The organism is Sphingobacterium sp. SGL-16 (assembly GCF_011043515.1).
GTDB classification, from domain to species: Bacteria; Bacteroidota; Bacteroidia; order Sphingobacteriales; family Sphingobacteriaceae; genus Sphingobacterium; species Sphingobacterium litopenaei.
In genome coordinates, this window is record NZ_JAAKGQ010000021.1 from 20,211 (window position 1) to 45,427 (window position 25,217).

A 25,217-nucleotide genomic window follows, 5' to 3' on the forward strand; every position below is an offset into this window, starting at 1 on the left:
TTATCCATATCTTATGGAATAGTAAGATATTTTGCATCCATCTGTTAAACATTCAGATGTACAATTTTTAAGACCTAATTATGAAAAAAATATTTTGGTTATTTATTCTTTTATTGCCCATCAGATTATTTGGACAAGAGTTTGACAACAAATTCATTGCAGAAAAATGGGATGAGGTGGAAAGTCTTCTAACCATCAAAAACTATGAGCAAACGCTTCCTTATCTTGCACTCATAAAAACTCATGCGAAGAAACAAGGAAATTCTGCAGAGTGGATACGAGCCATACTAGCCGAAAATCAAGTTAAAACCATAAATCAAACAGGAGAACAAGCATTCATTAGTATCAATAAATATTTTAAAGAATCAATTGCTCAGAGTAACACTATAGAAAAAGGTATTATAAATAATTATTACGCTATGTTCCTTTGGTCAAATGCCAACACTTACAAAACCAAAAGTGCTGATAATTATCTAATGGCAACAGCAGCTCAAAAACTTCAAATCATTGATTCCGTTTTCAAAGAATCCATCAAAAATGAGACGTTAATTATTCCCCATAAATCTGACAAGTTCATTGACCTATTTAGTGAAGTACAAAATCTTTCGCTTACACCAACTATTTATCATTTCTTGTCTTATCAGTATTTGGATTTTCTGAAGCAGATATCCAAAACAAAGGAGTATGATATACTACGACAAAATATTTTGGCTCTAAATAAAAAACATAATTTTAATGATGCCACTGGTTATCTTTTGACAAGAACAATCCAAATTAATAATTGGAGACAAGACTGGATTCCGCAAGTTGAACAAATCATCAACAACCATTCCTCTGATTACAATGCCTATTTGCTATACCAAATTGCCAATAGCTATTATAATAAAGACAAAGCAAAAGCATATCAGTACATTCAAAAAGCCAAATCAAACTATCCCAATTCCCCATGGATTGAAAACTGTTTGACACTTGAAAAAAGAATAAAACAAACGGAATTAGAAATACAACATAATGTTTTTGAGCCATCAAATACCTATATCCCTATAAAACTAACAGCTAGAAATGCAGATAATCTCTATATACGCGTGTACAAAACCACGAACACACCAAAAGATTATAAAGATTGGAAGGTAAACTATGATTCACTTACCTATTTGACTAGTATCGATGCCCCATTGATGTATGAAGAATCAAAGAATTTAAAATCATTTGACGATTTCGAGAATCATATTACGATTTATAAGTTGAATCCGCTTCCATACGGCCATTACAAGATTATAGCATCAAACAATGCCGAATTCAAAAATGACGGAGAAAAAAAAAAAGTAGTCACTTCGAACCTTATCGTTTCTGATATTTTTTTATCTGCTTCCTTAGACACGGAAACAGATGATTATGACATGTACAAAGCCTTGTTGATTAATCGAAAAACAGGTGCTCCTTATGCCAATAAATCGCTGAATTTATACAAAATCATAAATAAAAATATTGAGCTAATTACAAAGCTTAAAACAGATAAAAAAGGTGAATTTTTCTATAAATCTTATTCCAGTACAAAACATAATGATTTAGATGACTTAGAAATATTTCTTCCTGAAGAGAATCAACTTATTGATTTAATGGATTTAAATGAAGTTCCAGAGCATTTGGATGAGGACGACGATTCAGATGGGAGTACACAATTTCAAACTATGTCTGATCGAGCAATTTACCGACCTGGACAAGAAATTTATTTTAAATCAATTTTGTACAACAATCATAAAATTAAAGGTCGTGTACTTACGAATGAAAAAATTAATGTGTCATTGTTAGACGCTAATCACCAAAAAATTGATTCATTATCATTGACAACGAATGAATTTGGTTCTATCAATGGAAAATTCAAAATTCCTGCGCAGAAATTATCGGGTTCATTTCGTCTTGAGTTAAAAACAAGAAATAATGAATCAGGAAGTCACTATTTTCGTGTAGAAGAATATAAACGTCCAACTTTCAAAGTAGAATTTGAGCAAAATAAAGAAACCTATACGCACACAGATACCGCCGTTTTTGTTGGTAAAGTAGAATCCTTAGCAGGAGCTAAATTATCCGATGCCTCAGTGAGATATAAGGTAAATTTTTATAATAACAAAACTTACAAAAATATTAATTACATAGACTCCTTAATTCAAACCAACGATGAAGGAAAATTTTACATTAAAATTCCTTTATCGGATACTGTCTTTAGTCGACTCAATGATTTTAGATTAAACTATTCCGTAGAAGTAACCAATCAGTCGGGAGAAATGCAACAAGCTTCGGATGGGTACAATTTTACAACCAAAGCATGGAGATTAACAATAAACACCGAGCAAAAACTAGAAGAAGGAAAATGGTCTAAAATCAATATCGTTACCTTGAATCAACATGGACATCCGTTAAAGTTTGCCGGCAAAGTCAGAATTTTTAAAATAGACAGGCAAAAAAAACCTATTACTTATAAGTTTAGTCAATATTTTAAAGATGTCAATTATCACCTGCTTCAAAATCAGGAATATGAAAAATACTTCCCCTTGTATTTTGATGAACAAACGATTAAAGAAAAATCTAGAACGCTTATTGCTTCGTATGATTTTGACACCAAGGACACATCTTTGGTCAAAATAGATTCCAACTTATTTAAAAAAGGGATTTATGAGGTGGAAGCTTACAGTATTCAAGGCACCGATACTATCCGAAATTTTGCAGATATAGCGATTTATGATGCACAGACAAAAAAAGTAAATAATGCTAATTTCTTTTCCTTCAAATTGGATAAGAATACATATACCGTTGGCGACAACGTAAAAATTACTTTCCAGACGGATGTAGAAAATCCAGCAAATCTATTTTTATTTGAAAGCTTTGGAAGTAAAAAACAACCTACTCAAGTTTTGAAATGGAAAAATAGAGAAGTTACGTATAATTTTAAACTTACCGATAAAATGGTGTCTCCGACGGTCTCTATTACCGCACTTTTCGTTAAGAATAACCAGTTACAACATTATGATATCTATGTGCCTGTTTTGGAGAACGATAAAAATATAAAGATTACAGCACATACATTCAGAGATAAAATAAGCCCAGGGCAAAAAGAAAAATGGCGTTTTACGTTGAAAGCTAAAGATAATAACCTTTCCGCTGAATTCTTAGCCAGCATGTACGACAGTTCCTTGGATGCTTTCGCCAGTAATTCTTTTCCATCGCAATTCTCACTGTATTATGATTATTTCAGAATTCAATATTACTATATCTTAAGAGAATTCAATCAGCAAGGTGTCAGCCATACTTTATTTAATAAACCATCTAATTACTCTGAAACAGGAAATTCAATATCAATTCCACGCACCTATAACTTATGGATTCCGCAAGAATACAATTATTTAAGAAGAAATTTCGATGATGATAGCAATACAATAGAGGAAGTGGTAGTTCGTGGTTATGGAATTCAAAATAAAGTAGCGATGACTGGCTCAGTTACATTATCAAGTGATGTTTCTGGCTTCGCAACTGGTTCCACAAATGGAGTCGAAGGAGAAGCCGTATTCCAAAGCGTTGCACTATATGACGAATTAAAAGACCCTAATCTAAGAGCTGAAGTAGAAGCATTAAAAAATAAAGACAATCAAAAACAACTCAACAACGTACAAGCTCGAACAAACTTACGAGAAACAGCTTTCTTCTACCCGACGCTTTATACCGATGCGGAGGGAAATGTATCTTTTGAATTTGATTCACCAGAAGCTTTGACGAAGTGGAAATTGCTTTTATTTGCGCACAGCAAAACATTACAATCAGGTTCGGCTACATTTTTCACGCAGACACAAAAGCAGTTGATGGTCAGACCGAATCTTCCGCGCTACTTCCGTGAAGGCGATAAAATCACGCTGAAAACTCAAATCCAAAACCTAAGTAAACAAGTACAAAAGGGTAATGCACGTATTCAAATCATCAATCCGGAGACAAACGACGATATTACCACACAATTTATTACCGAAAATAGCACCAAATCTTTTGAAGCTGACGCTTCGAAAAATACCCTAGTAGAATGGGATGTCATTGTTCCAAAAGACTACCCTACCGTACATATCAAAATGGTTGCAGCTGGCGAAGAATTTTCTGATGGAGAACAACAAGAATTAGCAATCCTTCCAAATAGAATTTTAGTTTCGGAAACCGAAAAAATTGTATTAAAACCAAATCAGACGCATGAATATAATATTGGAGCTGCCAATAAAGACAATTTGCAAGCACGTATTCAGGTACAAAGCAATCCAATACTAGAGATTATTTCGGCATTGGATTATTTGAAAAACTATCCTTACGAATGCAATGAGCAAATCGTTAGTAAATGGTTTGGGTTAAAAATGGTGGAATACATTGGAAAAAATTTTCCAGCGATTGCAACCTATTTCAAATCTTTAAATACCACTGAAGCAAATGGAAGATTAGAAGATAATGCGACTTTGTCTCTATTGAAATTAGAGGAAATGCCTTGGCTTCGGGATATACAACATGATGAAGCTAAACTAAAAGCCATAGCGCAGTTATTTAGTTCCAGCATGCAACAAGAATTAAAAAGCATAGAACAAAAAATCAGCAAAAATCAGATGCCTTCGGGAGGCTATGCATGGTTTGATGGCGGTAAAGAAAACATCTACATTTCTACACGTATCTTGGAAGTGATGGGTAAAGCGTTATTACTTGACCACACATTGATTAATGCTAACATGAAGGCAATTGCACAAAAGTTAGTTACGTATTTGGATAGCGACTCCACGATTTTTAATCCAAAATACAATTACCATAATGCTTTAGATTATCTGTACGCGCGTCATTATTGGAATGGAACTAATCCTTTGGATAAACAAAAAGTAGAAAAAATACAAGCTGTATTGCAAAAATCATCCTTAACCACAGCCAATCAACCAGCAGGTTTAGCCGCCAAATCTTGGGTTTCGAGTCAATTGTTTGGAACGGGTAAAACATCCAATGAACTTAAAAACCGTATCACACAAGAAGCTATTTTCGATTCGGAAAAAGGCATGTATTGGGAATCCAACAATTCTTATTTCAATAGCAGCAGCCTACAATCGTACATGGTCGAAGCATATAAATTGCATGATCCAAGCAAATTGCTCGATATCTCACAATGGTTATTCTACAGCAAACAAGCCAATCATTGGCAAACAACATGGATGACAGTAGATGCAGTTTATGCGCTATTATTGGCTAACAATCAAAAAGATTTTAGTGTAGAAAATACCGTAAATGTTTGGGTAGATAATACTCCAATTGAACAAAATAAATCTGTTCTAGGTCAGTTCACAAAATCGCTAAGCAAAGCAGAATTAACTACAGACAAACAAGTCAAAATTCAAAACAATAACGAAAGAACAATTTTTGGAAATATTGTTCATCAGTATTTCAGTCCATTAGAAGTCATTCAAAAAACACTAAAAGATATTTCAGTAAACAAGCAATACTTGGTCGAAAGAAATGGCAAATGGGTAGAAACTTCGGAAGCGAAATTGGGCGAACGCATCAAAGTTAAAATAACGGTCGTAAACGACAATCCTTTACAATATGTGCATATCAAGGATGCTAGACCATCAGGTGTAGAACATATCTATCAACCGTCAGGTTACAAATGGTGGCAAGGTTATTATTTCATGAGCAAAGATGCTTCTACGAATTATTTCTATGACAATTTGAAAAAAGGATTGACAGAATTAGAATATGAAATCAAAGCAAACAATGTCGGTGTATTCAATTCAGGAATTACAACCGTAGAATGTATGTACGAACCTTCGGTAAGTGCACGTTCTGAAAATAAAGTATTAACGATAGTGCTATAAGTTAGGTTGGTTAAAAGAAAAGTCCCTTTGAATAAACAAAGGGAATTTTCATCTTCTTATCTTTTCTGTTCTACTCGAACAATCTTTTCTTTTGAATCTACCACCTTATCTTTTTTAGCGTTGCTCAGTGTATGACCTCCTAATATTGGTGCAATCACCAACCCTACCAAACATGTTAATTTAATCAAGATATTCATAGAAGGACCAGAAGTATCTTTGAAAGGATCACCTACAGTATCACCAGTAACAGCAGCTTTATGTGCATCCGAACCTTTGAACGTCATTTCGCCATTTATTTCTACACCAGCTTCAAAAGATTTTTTGGCATTATCCCAAGATCCACCCGCATTATTTTGGAAAATAGCCCACATGACACCAGATACGGCAACACCAGCCATATAAGCACCTAATGCCTCTGCCCCCATTACAAAACCTACAATAATTGGAGTCACAATCGTAATTGCGCCTGGCAGCATCATTTCGCGTAAGGCAGCTTTTGTAGATATATCCACACATTTTCCATATTCTGGCTTGCCCGTTCCTTCCAAAATGCCTGGTATCTCACGGAATTGGCGACGGACTTCGTTTACCATATCCATTGCCGCCTTACCCACAGATTGCATCGCTAAAGCGGAGAAAACGACAGGAATCATACCTCCGATAAATAAAGCAGCCAATACATCCGCTTTGAAAATATTAATTCCGTCTATACCCGTGAAAGTCACATATGCAGCAAATAAAGCCAAGGCTGTCAACGCCGCAGAAGCTATAGCAAATCCCTTACCTACCGCAGCAGTGGTATTTCCTACAGAATCCAACACATCCGTACGTTGGCGTACCTCTTTTGGCAATTCGCTCATTTCTGCAATTCCTCCTGCATTATCTGCTATTGGTCCAAAAGCATCAATGGCCAATTGCATCGCTGTTGTCGCCATCATTGCCGAAGCCGCAATAGCGACCCCATAGAAACCTGCTAAAGAATACGAACCCCAAATGGCTAATGCAAATAATAGTACCGACGAAAAAGTCGAAATCATACCATTCGCCAAGCCTGCAATAATATTGGTGGCCGCTCCAGTTGAAGAATTTCGAACAATATTCAATACCGGTTTTTTACCCAATCCAGTATAATATTCTGTAAATGCAGAAATCAATCCACCTACTGCCAAGCCAACAATTGTGGAATAAAACACATTCATTCGATCAATATCCTTATAGCCTTCTCCAAAAAATTTCATTTGAATAACTTCAGGAAGCATATATCTAATTAAAAAGAAACAAGCGATTACGGTAAGGATTATAGAAATCCAATTACCTAAATTCAAAGCGCCTTGCACTTGATTTTCTTTCGCATCATTAGAAGAAACTTTTACGAAGAAAGTCCCAATAATAGAAGCCAAAATACCTACTCCAGCGATGACGATAGGTAATAAAATGGGGCCCATACCATTGAAAGCATCTGTAAAAACGCCACCATTGGCTTCCGCCATATCTTTGATAATATAATTTCCCAATACCATAGAAGCTAAAACCGTAGCCACATACGAACCAAATAAATCGGCACCCATTCCAGCTACATCTCCTACATTATCACCCACATTATCCGCAATTGTTGCTGGATTACGCGGATCATCTTCTGGAATTCCAGCTTCTACCTTACCTACTAAATCTGCTCCTACGTCAGCGGCTTTGGTGTAAATTCCACCACCTACACGTGCAAATAAAGCAATAGATTCTGCTCCTAAAGAGAATCCAGCTAAAGCTTCTAAAACAATGGTCATTTCGTTATAAAAACTACCATTGCCTGTTACAAACATTTTTAGGAAGAGTAGAAAAAATACACTTAACCCTAAAACAGCCAAGCCTGCAACACCTAAACCCATTACCGTTCCACCCGAAAAAGAAACTTTTAACGCCTGCGGAAGACTTGTACGGGCCGCCTGTGTCGTGCGTACATTGGCACTCGTAGCAATGCGCATCCCTATATTTCCTGCCAAAGCAGAGAAAAATGCGCCAAACACAAAGGCAACTACAATAATCCAATGTGTGGTCTCCACCATTGTAGAGACAAAAAATAATGCAATCGCTGCAATAACCACAAAAATTAATAGAATACGGTACTCCGCTTGTAAGAATGCCATTGCGCCTTCCTTGATACTTTTGGAAATAAATTGCATCTTACTTTCTCCTGAGTCTTGTTTATTGACCCAACTAGCTTTTGAAACCATGAATAGTAACCCCAAAACAGCGAGCGCTGCTGGCAAGTAAATCATTAAGTTTTCCATAAAAAAAGTTTATTTTGGTTATAATAAAGCTATCATTTTTTTTGGAAAACAAGAAACTTTAATCTATTAATTTTAAAGGAGTTGTGATTGAATTACAATAAACCTAATTGGCCTTCCAATGGTAGTTATCAGTTAATAAGGATACTTTACCTTCATCAATCAATTCCCGCAATACAGACAATTTTTTAGCATCATCACCTACTGTCAATGCATCGATGAGTTCATGCAATGACATCGGCTTTTCTAATAAAAGAACTCGAATTTCTTGTTCAATCTTTGCATCTATTCCTTCTACGTGTTTACGTTTTAGACATAAATCACATTCTCCGCAAGGTTTCGTATTCCTTTCTCCAAAATATGCTAGAATTGCGTTACTTCTGCATTCTTTGGTGTCCAGAAAATGATAAATAGCTTTAATCTGCTCTTCTTTAACATCTTTACGTTCTCGAATAAATTCCGTATCAATAAACAGATTTTTATAATCCACCCGAGGCTGCAGAAAGGTCAATTGAGGCTTATCGGTGCTCTTTAAGTATGAACCAACTTGTTGTTTTTCTAAACCATCGAGCATTTGCACGATGGTTTCATAAGGAACACCCAATTTTTTCGCAAACTCAAATTCATTGATAGGCACATAAAAATCAAAAACACCACCGTAAGTGCGTAATATCGCTTTGATCAAAGGATCATATTTCGCTGCCTGCACCTGAAATTTATACAAATCTTGAAAATCAATTTCAAATTTGAATCGTGATGGAATAAATACAGCTTCCGATAAACTCAACCAACCATCGCGCTCTAGAAATTTCAGCGCACTCATCGTCGGAACCACTTCTAATTTGTATTTTTTAACAAATTCTACCAAGTCAAAATCTACAGTGATATTTTTTCCTGCGCCATAGGCAATCTGGTAATGATTGGCTAAATAATGATAGGTTTGCTGTATAAGTTGAACCGAAGGAAAACTATCCTGAAAATTTTTCCACAACTTATCCCTATCCTCCTGCTGATAAAGTAATACTGGGAAAGCCCTTTTTCCATCTCGACCTGCTCGACCCGCTTCTTGGTAATAAGCTTCCAACGAATCTGGAATATCGATATGAATCACAAAACGGACATCTGGCTTATCAATGCCCATTCCAAAAGCATTTGTTGCCACAATAACCCGAGTTTTATTAGAAGTCCAAGCATTCTGTTTGGACTCTCGTTCCTTCATTGTCAAGCCTGCATGATAAAAATCAGAAGGTACCCCATGATTCAACAAAAAACGAGCAACTTCCTGCGTTTCTCGTCGATTACGCACATAAACCACACCCGAACCACCAATCTTCTTTACAATTCGCAACATACGGTTCATTTTGTTTTCCTCGTTCAAGGCCATATAACCCAAATTGGGTCGGGCAAAGCTCTTGGAGAACACATTCTTTTGTCGGAAATTGAGCCTTTTCTGCATATCTTCAACTACTCTCGGCGTAGCAGAAGCAGTTAAAGCCAAAATTGGAATATTTGGATGTGCTTCACGCAAATCAGCCAATTGCAAATAGGAAGGACGAAAATCATATCCCCATTGGGAAATACAATGCGCCTCATCAATAGCAAACAAATTGACCTTCATATACTTAATGCGCTCGCGCACCAAATCAGAATAAAACCGTTCGGGTGCGATATATAGAAATTTAATTTTCCCAAAAATGCAATTATCCAAAGCGATATCCACTTCGCGATAATTCATACCCGAATAAATCGCAATAGCTTCGATACCTTTGCTTCGCAAATTTTCGATTTGGTCTTTCATCAATGCAATCAAAGGCGAAATAACAATACAAATTCCTTCATTCACCATAGCAGGTACTTGAAAACAAATGGATTTACCACCGCCCGTAGGCATCAGCGCCAAAGTATCTTTACCTTGCAATACGGACTGTATAATATCCTCTTGCAAAGGCCTGAACTCGTCATAACCCCAATATTGTTTTAGTATGGAATGAATCGTAGTGCTCATGTTTATTCCTCTTGCCAAACATAAGCAAAATTATTTTTTAGAATATAAAGTCTGTCTGAATTACTTTCCAACGCATTTTTTAATCGTGTTATTGTTTTATCGCTGTTGCTGCCATCAACGATGATGATAGCTTTGGGATTTAGGGAATGTAAGTTATTTATGTCGGTGTAATTGTTTTTACGCCACAACACAAAATCAACTTCTGAAGGAAGCTCTAATGTTTTAATCTCCAGAATTAAGATTTTATATTTACCTAACTCGATCAATCTATTTTGTCTTTCGTTAGCGGCGATAGATGTAAATCCCATTTTATCTTCCGAAGAATAAAGTCTTAAATCTGGCAAGACACTAAATTGTAAGGTACTATGCTGCAATGAATCCAACGTAGAATACAGCATAACCTTGTTGTCCTTTATGAGAGAAATGCCGATCTCCGAACGTGTATTATAAAATTTTAATGCTGAGTAATTAGATTTTTGATAGAAGTTGTAACTATTAAACATCGTTAAGACAAAGAGAGCACTCATCAGTACTATAAAACCTTTGGCAACTTTTGAATTTAAAGCAACGACCAATGCCAAAATTCCTATTCCCAGAATGAAAACCTGGCTCCAGTGCCAATCCACACCATGCACTACCGCAGCAGGTAGCTGTTCAATCCCTTTCAACCCACTCATCATAAAATTGAGCAACCACTCCACAATTTTCCCCAAAAGTTGATTAGTCCATTCCAATGGAATCATTACCAAGCCTATCCCTACATACATTATCAATGTACTTGGAATCGCAATAAACAGATTTGCTAACAAAAAGTAGTTCGGAAATTGCCCAAAATAATAAAGTGTCAATGGCAAAGTAAATAACTGTGCTGCAATGGAAACATAGACATATTCAAGCACATAGTTGAACCATTTATTTTGTGTGAGATAATAGTTCTTGAGAATTGGATATAGCAAAATTATTCCCAAAATTGCCATATACGACAACTGAAAACCTACATCAAATAAATAATTTGGCGAGAACAACAAAATAAACAAAGCCGAAGCCGCCAAGGTATTCAAAGGGATTTGCTTTCGATTAATAAGGATGGAACTCACAAAAAACGAAATCATAATTCCTGCTCTCAATATAGGTGGACTCATACCTGTCAAGATTACATAAGCCCATATCGCCAAAAGAATGATAATTGATTTTAGCAATCTTCCATACGGAAATCGGTCCATCCAACGAAACACAAAATTCAATAAAGCAAAAACCAAACTCACGTGCAATCCCGATACACTCAATACATGAATGGTACCCGTACTGGTGAATGCCGAAATGGTACTTTGATCGATTTGGGAACGATATCCGAATATCAAAGCAACAGCCACATTAAAGGCTTCATCCTCCTTTATGTAATTTCGAAATTTAGCAATAAGTTGAGTTCGCAAATCTAAAGAATACGCTATCAACTTATTCCCGAATCCTTTATCCAAGATTTCAACTTCTTCCGAATTCAAGAGACATTGTGCTTCAATGCCTTTGTTAGCTAAATAGGCTTTATAATCAAATTCTTTGGGATTAAAAGGTGGATTAACCGCATTAAGTTTATTTACGAAAGCCATCTTATCACCGTAGTTAAATTGTTGGTCTTTTAGAGAATCCCGAAGAATTGTCAACATCAGTTTTCCAGAAACCACGCTGGATTGCGCTGAATCCGAAGCTACTTGCAGTTTCACAGGAAACCTAATCGTTTTCTCTTTATAAATAGGTTCGTCATCCACAATTCCGACATATTGTAACGCAGGATAGGAAGAATGATAGTTTTTGATGTGCTTGGACTGAGTACTCGCATACTGATAATAACCATAAAAAATAACTATCCCACTAAAGCAAATGCTGAATAGATACTTTTGAGAAAAGCTTTTGAAATAAGATAGCACAACAAAGAGGAACAATAGCAATCCTATTCCAATTAATAGAATTTTCGGTGACAGACCGGAATTTGAGCCAACAGCAATAAGAATGCCCGTTATATATAGCAATAAGGCTTTCAGCATAGGAACTTTGCCGATAGTCAAATCTAAAATATCGGCTTTTACCATTGCCATCTCACTTGCAATTTAATGTCCGTCTTCTTATTACCTTCAATTAAATCTAAGCCAGACCCAACATTTTCTCGATTAAAATACTGTGTCAAAGCATATCGAAACCAAATATCCGTGGACTTGAATAATCTGTACCGCGCATTCAAATAGGTCCGAATTCCCTTATCATAATACATCGGAAAACTAGAAGCATAAAGCACATCGCTTTCATAAGAATAGATCCTAGAATCATAATCCCTAGTATTAAAATAGGAAGCCCGAACATTCAAATTCAACTTGTTACGAAGTCCTTTCCAAGACATATCTTGAAAGATCATATAACCTTCACTTCGATTGTCTAATTCTTTTTCAAAGAGGGACAACTCTGCGCGAGTCTTGATATTCCAAATTTCATTTAGCTTGTACTGATATTCCAATCGAACTTGATTTCGAACCACATCTGCTAAGATATTTTCATTTGCTTTAGGCAATGCTAGATTTTCTTGTTTAATTCTATAGCGATAGCGAACCAAAACTTTCCTCGCTTGTACCAAGAGTAAGTCGCCTGCGACAAAAAATCCACCCTTGATTTGGACCATCCACACGGAATCGAAGCCACGGAAACTTAAACATATCCACATAATTAACCCATTCAAACTTTCTAGTAACATGATAAACCACGCCAGTATACAACCCTTTTTCATTCGAAATATTAGAACCTTCTGAAACATTTTGAGCAAAAAAACTATGGTAATTTCGCTGAAAGTTTCTATAGTTTACAAAAGCTGAAACTTTGGGATGAAGACTGGCAATAATGCCATTTACGGTTGCTAAACCTGCATCTATACTGTGTGCTGTTTCACCAAATAGATAAAAATTACGGAAGTTGTATTTATAATTTATTCCGACCTGGAGCAAATCTTTCCCTTCAAAATCATATTGATTTCTAACTTCATTGCCTCTAATAATTTCCCCTTTATACCTTGTATATAATCCTGTAATTCCTAATTTCAAACGCTTATATTGATAAGTTATATCCGAGCCCACGACGAATTGTTTGATAGCATCTCGATAAGATTGTTCTGTTGGAGTACGATGCAAACCAGAACTATTTATGGTCTTTATCAGGTTCGTATGATCAGTCTTTTCTATATTTCCACTCAAGTGATTGTAAGCCATGAATGGTATTACTGTGAATCGTTTAAAAGCGAGTTGTGTAGCAATGCCTCGATGAAAGTTATTTTCATTCATCGAAGAATAAGACCTCAAACCAATACCTTGCTTTGCGACTGCACCTATCCACGCGCCTTTGTCAAAACTCAACCCATTCCAAATCACCAATCCTTGTCCACTTTGTATAGCGAAATCGCCTATTACAACTTTACGTATAGTTTTATTTACATCATTGATTTCGAGATAGCCTGAATAAAAATCAAAACCTCGCTTTTGAGCCAAGGTAAAGAAAGGTTCACCTGCATCTTTCTCTGCATTCAGACCAATCTTAATTTTTTGTTGATAATTCCATCGGTATCGCAACGAATATGCGTTAGGGTCACCCAAATATCTGGAACGATTTTCATCTGTAATGGAATACCCTTGTAGCTTTTCCAAAGTCCGACCAAAGCGTAGCATCAAACTATGCTCGTCTTCTTTTCCAATGCTTCTCCAAGACAAATCTTTCAAAGAAGATTTTTGCCCGACAAACACAAACTGTCTGAGTAAAGTAATGGTCTGCAAATCCAGACCTACAATACCTTGCAGTTCCAACACATTGATAAAATCTCCCGATAATTCACGATGAAGGATAATATTGTTGACTTGCTGCGGAGAGAGAAATAAAATCGATGATAATTCCTCATTGGTTACTTTATTCAAATCCAGAGGATTTTTCATAATACTATACAAGCGCTCCATTACCTCACTGACATCAACATTTTCACCCAAATCTTCGCTAATCTGCTCCAGTAAAAGTTCTTCAAAATTAGACTCCAATTCTTGCGCAAATAATATCGGATTTACGAAAAAGAATAGAAAAGTCCAAAAGAAAATACTAAAACGCATTAGCCAAAGCAATTTGTGGTGAAGAGCCTAATCTGGTATGGAAAGCAGAAGAAACATCAAACTGAAACCTATTCCATTTCAATCCAATCCCTCCAAAATATTGCATGGGGTTAGAGCTGGCTCCCGCTCGAAGAATTACTATATCTGCAGTGGAATACGCTATGCCAGACCTGATATTTATCCCCTGATCAAATTCGTAATACACATCTGTTGTCAAAGACAATATATTCGAAATTTTATAAAGAAATCCTGCTGCTGCTTCCGTTGGTAAATATTGTTCAGTATCGTCTTTGAATTTTGTGAGTGTGGTATTTCTAAATAGCAACCCAACATTAACTTTCTCTCCTAGCTTGATCAAGGCTCCCAAATCAAGAGAGAAAGCATTATCATTCACATAATCCTGAACATGAAAACGATGATAGTTGGCAGAAACCGAAGTTGAAAAAACGCCACCAAAACTTCTAGCATAAACAAGATTTCCTGTAAGGAAGGATGAAACTTGAGCTATCCCGTAATTCCTTATCCCCAGCCCAATCGCCCCGATATGCTTTAAAGGCACTCCCAAATATGCCGCCTGTGTTCGAAGATCTTTGGTCATGAAATGTGGTTGATATGTTGTAGCTAAGTGCGTAGAACTAAGATCAGCCAAGCCTGCTGCATTACACGTAATACTATAAAGGGATTCACTCGCTAACCCCGTATTTCCCATTCCATGAAAAGGTGCCGCATTAAAAGTTTGGGCACACAGTTGCACTGGTAACAATAAGATAAATAGTATACGTGTGATCATTTATTAGGCTTTGAGGTTATATTAAATTTAATAAAGAAAAACCAAATATTGAAATATAATTAATTTAAAAGAAAATATACTTTAGCAAAAAAGACCAGTCATTGACTGGTCTTTCCTATTATATTTTCTGCGAATTATGCATCAATTCGTGCGTATCTGGCATTTTTCTCAATAAACTCACGACGCGGAGCTACCTCATCTCCCATCAACATTGAGAATACACGATCACACTCTGCCGCGTTTTCAATTGTAACTTGTCTCAACGTACGGTGTTCAGGATTCATAGTTGTATCCCACAATTGTTCAGCGTTCATCTCACCAAGACCTTTGTAACGTTGTACACTTACAGAATCTTCTTTACCAGAACCTTTCAAACGTTGGATAGCTGCCAAACGTTGATCTTCTGTCCAAGCATATTCGTGCTCTTTACCTTTCTTCACCAAATATAACGGAGGTGTAGCAATGTAAATATAGCCTCTCTCAATTAGCTCACGCATGTATCTGAAATAGAATGTCAAAATCAACGTAGCAATGTGGCTACCATCGACATCGGCATCGGTCATGATGATAATCTTGTGATAACGAAGTTTTGCCAAGTTCAAAGCCTTTGGATCATCTTCGGTTCCTACCGAAACACCCAAAGCTGTAAACATATTTTTGATCTCTTCGTTTTCGTAGATTTTGTGCTCCATAGCCTTTTCTACGTTCAAGATTTTACCACGAAGAGGCATAATCGCTTGATAATTACGATCACGACCTTGCTTAGCCGTACCACCCGCCGAATCTCCCTCGACGAAGAATATCTCACATAATGCAGGGTCATTGCTCGAACAGTCAGCTAATTTACCAGGCAAACCCGAACCGCTCATTACCGTCTTACGCTGAACTAACTCACGTGCTTTACGTGCCGCCGCTCTAGCTTGTGCCGCAATAATTACTTTCTGAACAATAGTCTTAGCTTCTTTCGGATTTTCTTCCAAATATTGACCTAGAATCTCTCCAACAGCAACATCTACCGCGCCCATTACTTCGGTATTACCTAATTTCGTTTTTGTCTGACCTTCGAATTGAGGTTCAGCAACTTTAACCGAAATTACAGCAGTAAGACCTTCACGGAAGTCATCACCTGTTACCTCTACTTTAGAGTTTTTCAATAAGCCAGAATCATCAGCATATTTTTTCAAAATACGTGTCAAACCTCTACGGAAACCAGCAACATGGGTACCACCTTCAATGGTATTGATATTGTTTACGTAAGAGTGAACGTTTTCTGAATATGTATCATTATATTGGAAAGATAACTCTACTGGAATTCCTTGTTTGATACCTTCCAAATAAATGGGTTCAGGAATCAACGCTGAACGTGTTCCGTCTAAGAATTTAACAAATTCTTGCAAACCACCTTCAGAATGGAATACATCCGTACGATCTGTACCGTCTTCATTTTGCTCACGCTTATCAATTAGGGTTAATGTAACACCTTTATTTAAGAATGATAGCTCACGAAGACGATTCGCTAATGTATCGTAGTTGTAAATAGTAGTTTGTGTGAAAATCTCTGGATCTGGCGAGAAAGTAACAATAGTTCCTGTTTTGTCAGAAACACCTACTTCTTTCACCTCATACATAGGTTTACCGCGCTCATATTCTTGGTTATATATTTTACCATCGCGGTGAACTTCTGCTTTCAAGTGCGTAGATAATGCATTCACACAGGAAACACCTACACCGTGCAAACCACCTGAAACTTTGTATGTATCTTTATCGAATTTACCTCCGGCGTGAAGAACAGTCATAACCAACTCCAAAGCTGATTTATTTTCTTTTTTGTTGATTCCTGTCGGAATACCACGACCATTATCTTTTACGGAGATCGAATTATCTTCTAAAATAGTAACAACAATATCATTACAATATCCTGCAACTGCCTCATCGATAGAGTTATCGACTACCTCATATACTAAGTGGTGCAAACCTTTGGGTCCTGTATCACCAATATACATGGAAGGTCTCTTACGTACCGCTTCTAAACCTTCTAAAACCTGAATATTATCCGCTGAATACGTCGTAGGATTGTTTTTTTCTTCGCTCATGAATTAAAAAAAATCTGATTAATTTAACATTCAAAGTTAATAAAAATAAGGGACTTAAACAACCATTTCACACGATGAAAAACAGGTATTTTAGTCGGACTAGAATGAAAAAAATAACAAAAAATGGAATTTTAATTTTTTTATAGTAGGTTTGTTCCTTAAACTGAAAATAGACATCAAATGAATAGATTTTTATCAAACTTATCGAAAATCACTTTAGGTATCGCTATTGTAGCTGGAGCTGCATCATGTGGTCAAAATACATCAAATACTACAGCAGCAAAAGGTGATAGCACTTCATCTACTGCACCTGCAACTAAAACTGCTGATAAAATTGTTTACGTAAACGCGGACACTTTATCTGCTCAATACGAATATTTCAAAGATGCTAAAGCGAAATTAGAAGGTAAAGCAAAAAAAGCGCAAGAAAATTTACAGTCTAAAGGTCAAGCTTTTCAAAGAGAATTAGCTGAGGCAGAACAAAAAGCTGCGACAATGAGTGCTTCGGAGCGTCAAGCAACAGAAGAAAGATTAGCCCGTAAACAACAAGAATTAGCGCAATTAAATCAAAATGCTTCTGCATCTTTAGCACAAGATGAGCAATCTGAAATGACTGCAGTGTACAACTCTATCACAGAGTACTTGACTAAACACGCAAAAGATAATGGTTACCAATATGTGTTAACTTACTCTAAAACGAATCCTGCAGTAATTTACGCGGATGAAAAATTAGACATCACAAAAGAAGTTGTTGCCGCTTTAAACAAAGAATATAAAGCTAAAAAAACAGACAAAAAATAATATAGCTTACAGCTATAAAACAAAAAGGGATTTAATCGATGGATTAAATCCCTTTTTGTTTTATTTTTAAATTATAAACAACAATTATGATAGTTCACATCTTGTCTGCTGAATCGCATCCTTTTGAATGGATAGATATCACCAATCCTACTTTAGAAGATTTCAAAGAGTTGAAAGAAAAATTCAATCTGCGAGAAGCTTCCATAAAAGACTGCTTGGAAATTGGTCATCTTCCCAAAATAGAAGAATTTGAGAATTATCATTTTTTGATTATCCGCTCCACACCTCCCAAATTGGAAGAAGCGTCCGATTCATTGACTGAAATTACGGATAGAATTTCCATTTTCTATGGACAGAATTTCGTAATCACCACCCATAGAAGTCAAATTCCCTTTTTAGAGCACATTCAACGTCTAGACAGCAAGAGCAAGGTGCTGTCCTCCAGTAAATCACTTGTTAATACGTTAGTTTCTGAAGCCTTGAAATCATTTGAGACAATGGTATTAGGAGAAATGGCGACAAAATTGGATGAGTACGAGGAGATTGTATTTCTACATCAGAAGCGCAAGCCTTTCCTCAAAAAACTATATTATATCAAGCGACAGATTGATGTAATTCGTTCTATTTTGGTTTTGTATAAAGATATAGTGGATTATTTTCATTTACCAGAATACAGAAATATTTACACCCAAGACCTTCGTGATTTATTTTCGAGAACGAGTACTTTGTATCGCAACGCTTCCGAAAATACAGCACAACTCTTATCTATTTATTTCAATATAGAATCCAATCATACTAATGAGATAATGCGCATACTGACCATTATCTCGGTATTCTTTATGCCATTGACATTTATTGTAGGCGTGTACGGGATGAATTTTGACATCATGCCCGAGTTGCATTGGGAATATGGTTACCCTATAGTACTTTGTTCTATGTTGGGATTAAGCCTAATAATTTACCTTTGGTTCAAAAGAAAGAAGTGGTTATAGCTTATTCGCTTTAGGTGTAGTCGCTATAAATTCTTTTAAGTAATAAGGCTCGAAGTAAATCAAATCTTCGAATTCTTGATTCGTATACTTCTCAAACGCAGCAGCAGATAGATATGCTGATGAATGTTTATAAGTTGTGTCAATCGCGATATTAGCCTGATCCGATAATAAATCTTTCAATTTCGCAGCACCAGAACCAAATAAACGCAGCTGATAATTAGAATAATCAGAAAAAGTATCCGCATCAATAATCTCTGCCTTTGTCTCCTCTACTACCTTTCCTTGACCATTAAAAACCATCATGTACACTTCCATACGACGCGCATCCAGCATCGGAACATATATTACTTCAGACTGTATAGATGATTTCGTAAAGCCTCTATACATACTTTCTAAAGTATTAATAGCCAACAAGGGAATATCTAATGCATAACATAATCCTTTTGCAGTAGACACTCCAATTCGTAAGCCTGTGTAGGAACCTGGACCTTTACTTACTGCAACAGCTGCAAGTTGTGCATAAGTAATATTTGTTCTTTGCAAAAGCTCGTCGATAAACAAGGTCAATTTAGTGGCATGCAAATTTGGTTCTGCCGCATCTATTTGATCTATTACTTGTCCATCCAGACTTAATGATATCGAGCAAACTTCTGTTGCTGTATCTATTTGCAAAATATACGTACTCATTATAACTTAATCAATTAAGGAACAGGATCATGTCCATGTCCACCCCAGGGATTACAACTAGCTATACGTTTAATTGTGAGCCAGCCTCCTTTAAAAGGACCGTACTTCGTTATCGACTCTTTGCCATATTGCGAACAAGTCGGTGTATAACGACAATTAGCTCCCAACAACGGTGAAATAAAAAGCTGATAAACTTTTATTATAAACAAAAAAAGGTGTTTCAAACACCACAGTAAAAAATTCCATATGCTAAGAAGAAATTTCATGCACCAACTGTTTTAATGTCTTATTCATTTTGACAAATAACAATTCATAACTCAATTCTTCTTTACCAACATATTGAATTGCCATATCCAAATGTAAGGAGAGTTTATTCACTTCCTCATATAAGATTTCATTTTTTTGCAGACGATACACTTCACGCATCAATCTTTTGATACGATTACGATCATGTGCTCTTTTGAATCGACGTTTGGAAACAGAAAGAATTACCTCAACAGGAGTAGATGAAGGCTGTAAAGCACCAACTAAATATACCACCCGGAAAGGGTAAACGATAAAAGAAGAACCACTATGGAAAAGAGAATCAATTTTTCTCCTACTACACAGTCGTTCTTCTTTCGTAAATGTTTTTTTCATTAGATGACTAGTTTGGCCGGAATATAGCCACAGTAAAAGTCACCGGCGCTAAAGAAAAGAATTAGCCTTTGTGACGGTATTCGTCAGAAACTGTTAGACGTTTTCTACCTTTTGCTCTACGAGAAGCTAATACTCTTCTACCATTAGCTGTGCTCATACGCTCTCTAAAACCGTGTTTATTTCTTCTTTTTCTTTGCGAAGGCTGAAATGTTCTTTTCATGACGCTCTATTATCTTTATTTATTTTTCTCTATTAACCAATATTACCCTCTAAGAGGAATGCAAAAGTACTGTATAATTTCAATATATACAAGTATATCAAAGAAAAAAGTTCACAGCATATTGTGAACTTTTTTCTTTCTTAGTAACAGTAAAAACTATTTATTTTTTAATAAATCTCTAATTTCCGTAAGAAGTACTTCTTCATTTGAAGGAGCTGGAGCAGGAGCATCTGCTGGTGCTTCATCTTTTTTCTTCAAAGAATTTAAGGCTTTTATAACCACAAAAATACAAAATGCAATAATTAAAAATTGAATTACTACATTAATAAAGTTACCATAATTCAACGTAACTGCCGGATTCAACACTGACCCATCTGGATTGAGAACTGCCTCTTTTAAAGTGATAACTTTTTCTGAAAAATCTACTCCTCCTGTAATTACTCCAATCACGGGCATGATCAAATCATCCACTAATGATGTTACAATCTTACCAAATGCACCACCAATTACTACACCGACAGCCAAATCAATGACATTGCCGCGCATTGCAAATTCCTTAAATTCCTTTATAAATCCCATAAATTTTTTATTTTAATGAAACAAAAATAACTATAAAAGTTCTAAATTTGATAATACAATTATAACCGTAAATTTATATCACTTAAAATGGTTACATTTACTCGTTATTATTATTTTAAAATAATAAAATTTTTCCTATTTTAAGAAAAGTATAAATAAAAAACAACACACCAAATCACCATATGAACAGTATACTTATTGCAGACGACCACAGTATAGTACGTTTCGGTACTGCTGTAGCCATAAACGAGTCTTTCAAAGACGCGCAAATTACGCATGCCTCCACTATCAAGGAAGTGTATTCGCATCTGAATTTCAAACGCTTTGATCTTCTTCTTTTGGATATCAATATGCCTGGTGGAAACAATATTAACGTAATTAAAGAAATTTTAGATTTACAATCTGATATCAAAATATTAGTTTTCTCCTCCTATGATGAGAACATTTACGCCCTTCGTTATATTGAAGCAGGAGCTGCTGGGTATTTGAATAAAAACACAGCCATGGAGGAGCTGAATAACGCCATTACAAGCATTCAAGAAAGAGGAAATTATATGTCTCCCGCTGTACGTGATTTGTACATACAAAAATTGACAAGCACCAAATCAAGCATCGACAAGGTTAATCCTCTTAATAAATTATCTAACCGCGAAATGGATGTAGCTAAACATCTCATTGAAGGTCATGGAATATTAGAAGTGTCAAACCTACTAGATTTGAGTTCGTCTACTGTGAGTACGTACAAGAGCCGTATTTTCGAAAAATTAGGTGTTACTAATATCCCTGAATTAATAGAATTATTTAAACTACACGCACAAAACACATAATAAAATAATATTACTTTTTATAAAAATAGGAAAGGCTCAACATATGTTGAGCCTTTCTATTATAATATATTTTGGGGTATATTAATCTACATTGTCATGTAAGAATGAATTATTGGAACGAATCTCTGTCACACCATCATCGAATGATAACGTGAAACGTGAAACTTGTGAATCAGATGAATGAGGTACATCATCCAAAGACTTTTGTTTTCTTTTATAAGCCGGCTCGTTTTCTAATTCTTGTAAACCGTTGGAAGATTTTAATTTCATACTCAACTCTTTAAGACGTAGGATACGCTCTTTAGTTTTCAAAAGTTGGTCTTCGAAATTTACTTCTTCTTCTACCTTCACAGTATTGTGTGTAAATGTAGAAGTATGATTTGTTTCAACAATATTATTAACCTCTTCTTCTACTTCTTCGTTCACCTTTTCATCATAAGCATCGAATACTGTAGGTAATTTAAATTCAAATACAGAAGGTGAAGTTTTCAATTCAAAACCACCGTTATCTTCCGTATTTTCCTCTGCAGTAATTTCTTCTTGAACATCTAACGTATGACGTACTACATTTGACTCTTGTACGGCAACATTAGAAACATTATTTGATTTAATAGGATTGAATAAATCAACTTGAGGAGCAGTTGCAGGCTGAGCAACATTCGTAGGAGTAACAGGAGTTACATAAGTCGATGTTACTGGAGCTGCAGACTTTTCAGCAAATTGATTTTGAGAAACAGGTTTCACAAAAGAATGAACTGTTTCAGGAGTCAAAGGCAAAGCAACTTTTTCGTTTTCTCTTTCTTTTTGACGTTCTTCGGCAGTTTGGAAACCAGTAGCAATAATGGTTACAGACAAGTCTTCTTCTAGGTTTTCGTCGATACAGTTACCCCAGATTAAGTCCGCTGTTAAACCAGCTTTCTCTTGAATATAGTCAGTAATAATAGCCACCTCATCCATAGTTACTTCTTTTCTACCAGAAGTAATATTTAATAAAATGTAACGAGCACCTTCAATCTCATTATCTTTCAATAATGGAGAAGCTAATGCACCTGTTACCGCTTTAATAGCACGATCATCGCCTGTAGCGATATGGTTACCCATAATAGCGACACCACTATCATTCATCACTGTACGTACATCTTTGAAATCGACGTTTACGTAACCAGGAATAGTAATAATTTCGGCAATACCTTTCGCAGCAGTAGTCAATATATCATCTGCTTTAGCAAAAGCAGCAGTCATAGTTAAGTTTCCGAAGATCTCACGCAATCTATCATTCGAGATTACTAAGTATGAATCCACATATTTGCGCAATTCATTCAAACCTTCTTCAGCTTGAGAACGACGTTTTTTACCTTCGAATGTGAAAGGAGTTGTGATAATCGCTACAGTAAGGATACCCATTTCTTTAGCTGCTTTAGCTAACACGGGACTTGCTCCGGTACCTGTACCACCACCCATACCAGCAGTTATAAATAACATTTTGGTATTGGTACCTAGCATTCTTTTGATATCATCAATACTTTCGATAGCAGAGTTTTCACCTACATCAGGATCGGCACCAGCACCCATACCTTCAGTAAGACTAGCTCCCAATTGTACTTTGTTAGGAATAGGACTTAATTCCAATGCTTGCGCATCGGTATTACACACTATAAAATCAACTCCACTGATCCCTTGCTTGTACATGTGATTAACGGCATTACCACCGCCACCACCAACACCTATAACCTTGATTATAGATGATTGCTCCTTTAACATTTCAAATTGTATCGACATAATAATATCCTATTTTTAAAGAACTGCCAAGCTTACCTATCAAACCAAACTCAACAATTCGAATGTAATAATACCAAAATCTTAACAAGAGTTTTCCACATTTGTGAAATTGTGGAAAACTCATTCCGTTGTGGAAAAATTATTTTTTCCCGATAAAAGTTTCGTCGTCTATTTCTTGATTATCCTTGATAAATTCTGAGATAATTTTTGTAAACCAACTCTCTTTTTTGCTTTGTTTGTCGGCAATTTCTTTCACTTGCTCTTTACGTGGTTTTTTAAGTTCACGCTCTTCAAAAGCCATTTCTTGCTCGTCTTCGACAGCTTGAATACCTTTAATCAACAAACCAATACTTGTCGCATACATTGGGGATTTCATCTCTTCCAATGTTTGTTTGTTCAACATGTCAGTTTTCGCCAAATATTCATTTGGATAACCAATACGACAATCGATACCTGTGATGTACTCTACCAATTGAACCAAGTGTTTCAATTGCGCACCACCACCTGTAATCACGATACCGGCAATTAATTTATCCTCATAACCAGAAGATTTAATTTCGTAATACACGTGCTCAATGATCTCTTCCATTCTAGCTTGTATGATGTAAGCTAAATTTTTAACGGAGATTTCTTTCGAATCACGACCACGAATACCTGGAACGCAGATAACTTCGTTTTCTTTATTTTCATCAGCTAAAGCTGATCCGTATCTTACTTTTAATTGCTCAGCTTGATTTCTAAGGACAGCACAACCTTGACGAATATCTTCTGTGACAATATTACCTCCTAATGGAATTACAGCAGTATGACGGATAATACCTTCGTGGAAAATTGCCACATCAGTAGTACCACCACCAATATCAACAAGAACTACACCAGCCATTTTTTCTTCTTCATCCAATACAGCTTCGGATGATGCTAACGGCTCAAGTACTAATGAAGATACCTCTAAATCAGAGTTATCCACACATTTCTTGATGTTTTTAATATCAGTTACACGACCTGAGATGATATGGAAATTAGCTTCCATGCGACGACCAGCCATCCCAATTGGTTCTTTGATACCTGGTTCATTATCAATCGTAAACTCTTGAGGCAACACATGAATAATTTCTTCACCCGGAGGCAAAACCAATTTATACATATCAGAAATCAAACGCTCTACATCCATACGGTTGATTTCATCATCATCGTTCTTAGTTAAAATACCACGATGTTGAATACTTTTGATATGTTGACCGGCGATACCAACATTAACTACTTTAATATCCACATTGGACTGTCCTTCTGCCAAAGAAACAGCTTCACGGATACTAAATACAGTCTTTTGAATATTAGCAACCACCCCACGGTTCACACCAGCAGATTCTGCCTTACCCACACCTAATAATTCAATTTTGTTTGTACCACTGCGTCGTCCTACAGTAACACAAATCTTTGTCGTACCGATATCTAAACCAACGATGATCGGATTTTCTTTTTCATTGTCTGTAATTCTTGGTTTCATATGCTGTATT

18 protein-coding genes are annotated in these 25,217 nt (G+C 36.0%); 4 read left to right on the forward strand and 14 right to left on the reverse strand.

The genetic code is table 11. The features are described from left to right. Positions 1-80: 80 nt before the first annotated feature. Positions 81-5,876 (forward strand): MG2 domain-containing protein, encoded by a 5,796-nt coding sequence (locus G5B32_RS08895; RefSeq protein WP_165291195.1) that lies wholly within the window; start codon positions 81-83, stop codon positions 5,874-5,876. 56 nt (positions 5,877-5,932) lie between these two features. On the opposite strand, the gene G5B32_RS08900 is transcribed toward G5B32_RS08895, so the two are convergent. The 7 genes from G5B32_RS08900 to gyrB form a co-directional block, all read right to left on the reverse strand. After that, a complete protein-coding gene (locus G5B32_RS08900; protein WP_165291196.1) occupies positions 5,933-8,161 on the reverse strand; it encodes a sodium-translocating pyrophosphatase in 2,229 nt (742 codons plus the stop codon). A gap of 103 nt (positions 8,162-8,264) precedes the next feature. Beyond that, complete coding sequence (locus G5B32_RS08905; protein ID WP_165291197.1) at positions 8,265-10,163, reverse strand: ATP-dependent DNA helicase RecQ; 1,899 nt, start codon at positions 10,161-10,163, stop codon at positions 8,265-8,267. Positions 10,164-10,165: 2 nt separating this feature from the next. Next, a complete protein-coding gene (locus G5B32_RS08910; RefSeq protein ID WP_165291198.1) occupies positions 10,166-12,256 on the reverse strand; it encodes a ComEC/Rec2 family competence protein in 2,091 nt (696 codons plus the stop codon). Then, the gene (locus G5B32_RS08915) at positions 12,244-12,831 is read right to left on the reverse strand and encodes a hypothetical protein (protein WP_165291199.1); all 588 of its coding nucleotides are present in this window, start codon (positions 12,829-12,831) and stop codon (positions 12,244-12,246) included. Before G5B32_RS08915 ends, G5B32_RS08910 begins: the two co-directional genes overlap by 13 nt. Continuing rightward, positions 12,746-14,293: a ComEA family DNA-binding protein gene (locus tag G5B32_RS08920; RefSeq protein WP_165291200.1), complete on the reverse strand. Its 1,548-nt coding sequence runs from the start codon at positions 14,291-14,293 to the stop codon at positions 12,746-12,748. The genes G5B32_RS08915 and G5B32_RS08920 overlap by 86 nt, the downstream gene beginning before the upstream one ends. Further along, entirely contained in the window at positions 14,283-15,083 is an 801-nt protein-coding gene (locus tag G5B32_RS08925) for a DNA-binding protein (RefSeq protein WP_165291201.1), read from the reverse strand. The genes G5B32_RS08920 and G5B32_RS08925 overlap by 11 nt, the downstream gene beginning before the upstream one ends. Before the next feature lie 134 nt (positions 15,084-15,217). Continuing rightward, positions 15,218-17,176: a DNA topoisomerase (ATP-hydrolyzing) subunit B gene (gene gyrB / locus G5B32_RS08930; protein ID WP_165291202.1), complete on the reverse strand. Its 1,959-nt coding sequence runs from the start codon at positions 17,174-17,176 to the stop codon at positions 15,218-15,220. Between the two features lie 180 nt (positions 17,177-17,356). Here gyrB and G5B32_RS08935 point away from each other — a divergent pair, with 180 nt between their 5' ends. Further along, positions 17,357-17,977 (forward strand): OmpH family outer membrane protein, encoded by a 621-nt coding sequence (locus G5B32_RS08935; protein ID WP_165291203.1) that lies wholly within the window; start codon positions 17,357-17,359, stop codon positions 17,975-17,977. A gap of 86 nt (positions 17,978-18,063) precedes the next feature. Next, positions 18,064-18,969, forward strand: coding sequence for a CorA family divalent cation transporter (locus G5B32_RS08940; RefSeq protein WP_165291204.1), 906 nt, complete (start codon positions 18,064-18,066; stop codon positions 18,967-18,969). On the opposite strand, the gene tsaB is transcribed toward G5B32_RS08940, so the two are convergent. The 5 genes from tsaB to mscL all read right to left on the reverse strand — a co-directional run bounded on the left by tsaB (position 18,964) and on the right by mscL (position 21,094). Then, on the reverse strand, positions 18,964-19,656 hold the full coding sequence (gene tsaB, locus G5B32_RS08945; protein WP_165291205.1) for a tRNA (adenosine(37)-N6)-threonylcarbamoyltransferase complex dimerization subunit type 1 TsaB: 693 nt from the start codon (positions 19,654-19,656) through the stop codon (positions 18,964-18,966). The two genes, G5B32_RS08940 and tsaB, sit on opposite strands and share 6 nt — an antisense overlap. Before the next feature lie 14 nt (positions 19,657-19,670). Then, on the reverse strand, positions 19,671-19,922 hold the full coding sequence (yidD, locus tag G5B32_RS08950) for a membrane protein insertion efficiency factor YidD (protein ID WP_165291206.1): 252 nt from the start codon (positions 19,920-19,922) through the stop codon (positions 19,671-19,673). Then, on the reverse strand, positions 19,906-20,295 hold the full coding sequence (gene rnpA / locus G5B32_RS08955) for a ribonuclease P protein component (RefSeq protein WP_165291207.1): 390 nt from the start codon (positions 20,293-20,295) through the stop codon (positions 19,906-19,908). Before rnpA ends, yidD begins: the two co-directional genes overlap by 17 nt. A gap of 61 nt (positions 20,296-20,356) precedes the next feature. Next, entirely contained in the window at positions 20,357-20,515 is a 159-nt protein-coding gene (rpmH, locus tag G5B32_RS08960) for a 50S ribosomal protein L34 (RefSeq protein ID WP_003002285.1), read from the reverse strand. A gap of 156 nt (positions 20,516-20,671) precedes the next feature. Beyond that, positions 20,672-21,094, reverse strand: a complete 423-nt coding sequence (gene mscL / locus G5B32_RS08965; protein WP_165291208.1) for a large-conductance mechanosensitive channel protein MscL — start codon at positions 21,092-21,094, stop codon at positions 20,672-20,674. Between the two features lie 182 nt (positions 21,095-21,276). Here mscL and G5B32_RS08970 point away from each other — a divergent pair, with 182 nt between their 5' ends. Continuing rightward, on the forward strand, positions 21,277-21,921 hold the full coding sequence (locus G5B32_RS08970; RefSeq protein WP_165291209.1) for a response regulator transcription factor: 645 nt from the start codon (positions 21,277-21,279) through the stop codon (positions 21,919-21,921). A gap of 81 nt (positions 21,922-22,002) precedes the next feature. Here the strand turns inward: G5B32_RS08970 and ftsZ are convergent, their stop codons facing one another. Together ftsZ and ftsA are read right to left on the reverse strand one after the other, a co-directional pair. After that, entirely contained in the window at positions 22,003-23,700 is a 1,698-nt protein-coding gene (ftsZ, locus tag G5B32_RS08975; RefSeq protein ID WP_165291210.1) for a cell division protein FtsZ, read from the reverse strand. Between the two features lie 139 nt (positions 23,701-23,839). After that, on the reverse strand, positions 23,840-25,207 hold the full coding sequence (ftsA, locus tag G5B32_RS08980) for a cell division protein FtsA (RefSeq protein WP_165291211.1): 1,368 nt from the start codon (positions 25,205-25,207) through the stop codon (positions 23,840-23,842). Positions 25,208-25,217 lie beyond the last annotated feature (10 nt).

Coding starts and splice junctions, on each gene's coding strand:
- G5B32_RS08895 (WP_165291195.1), top strand. CDS start 81: ATGAAAAAAATATTTTGGTTATTTATTCTTTTATTGCCCATCAGATTA.
- G5B32_RS08900 (WP_165291196.1), bottom strand. CDS start 8,161: ATGGAAAACTTAATGATTTACTTGCCAGCAGCGCTCGCTGTTTTGGGG.
- G5B32_RS08905 (WP_165291197.1), bottom strand. CDS start 10,163: ATGAGCACTACGATTCATTCCATACTAAAACAATATTGGGGTTATGAC.
- G5B32_RS08910 (WP_165291198.1), bottom strand. CDS start 12,256: ATGGCAATGGTAAAAGCCGATATTTTAGATTTGACTATCGGCAAAGTT.
- G5B32_RS08915 (WP_165291199.1), bottom strand. CDS start 12,831: ATGGTCCAAATCAAGGGTGGATTTTTTGTCGCAGGCGACTTACTCTTG.
- G5B32_RS08920 (WP_165291200.1), bottom strand. CDS start 14,293: ATGCGTTTTAGTATTTTCTTTTGGACTTTTCTATTCTTTTTCGTAAAT.
- G5B32_RS08925 (WP_165291201.1), bottom strand. CDS start 15,083: ATGATCACACGTATACTATTTATCTTATTGTTACCAGTGCAACTGTGT.
- gyrB (WP_165291202.1), bottom strand. CDS start 17,176: ATGAGCGAAGAAAAAAACAATCCTACGACGTATTCAGCGGATAATATT.
- G5B32_RS08935 (WP_165291203.1), top strand. CDS start 17,357: ATGAATAGATTTTTATCAAACTTATCGAAAATCACTTTAGGTATCGCT.
- G5B32_RS08940 (WP_165291204.1), top strand. CDS start 18,064: ATGATAGTTCACATCTTGTCTGCTGAATCGCATCCTTTTGAATGGATA.
- tsaB (WP_165291205.1), bottom strand. CDS start 19,656: ATGAGTACGTATATTTTGCAAATAGATACAGCAACAGAAGTTTGCTCG.
- yidD (WP_165291206.1), bottom strand. CDS start 19,922: ATGAAATTTCTTCTTAGCATATGGAATTTTTTACTGTGGTGTTTGAAA.
- rnpA (WP_165291207.1), bottom strand. CDS start 20,295: ATGAAAAAAACATTTACGAAAGAAGAACGACTGTGTAGTAGGAGAAAA.
- rpmH (WP_003002285.1), bottom strand. CDS start 20,515: ATGAAAAGAACATTTCAGCCTTCGCAAAGAAAAAGAAGAAATAAACAC.
- mscL (WP_165291208.1), bottom strand. CDS start 21,094: ATGGGATTTATAAAGGAATTTAAGGAATTTGCAATGCGCGGCAATGTC.
- G5B32_RS08970 (WP_165291209.1), top strand. CDS start 21,277: ATGAACAGTATACTTATTGCAGACGACCACAGTATAGTACGTTTCGGT.
- ftsZ (WP_165291210.1), bottom strand. CDS start 23,700: ATGTCGATACAATTTGAAATGTTAAAGGAGCAATCATCTATAATCAAG.
- ftsA (WP_165291211.1), bottom strand. CDS start 25,207: ATGAAACCAAGAATTACAGACAATGAAAAAGAAAATCCGATCATCGTT.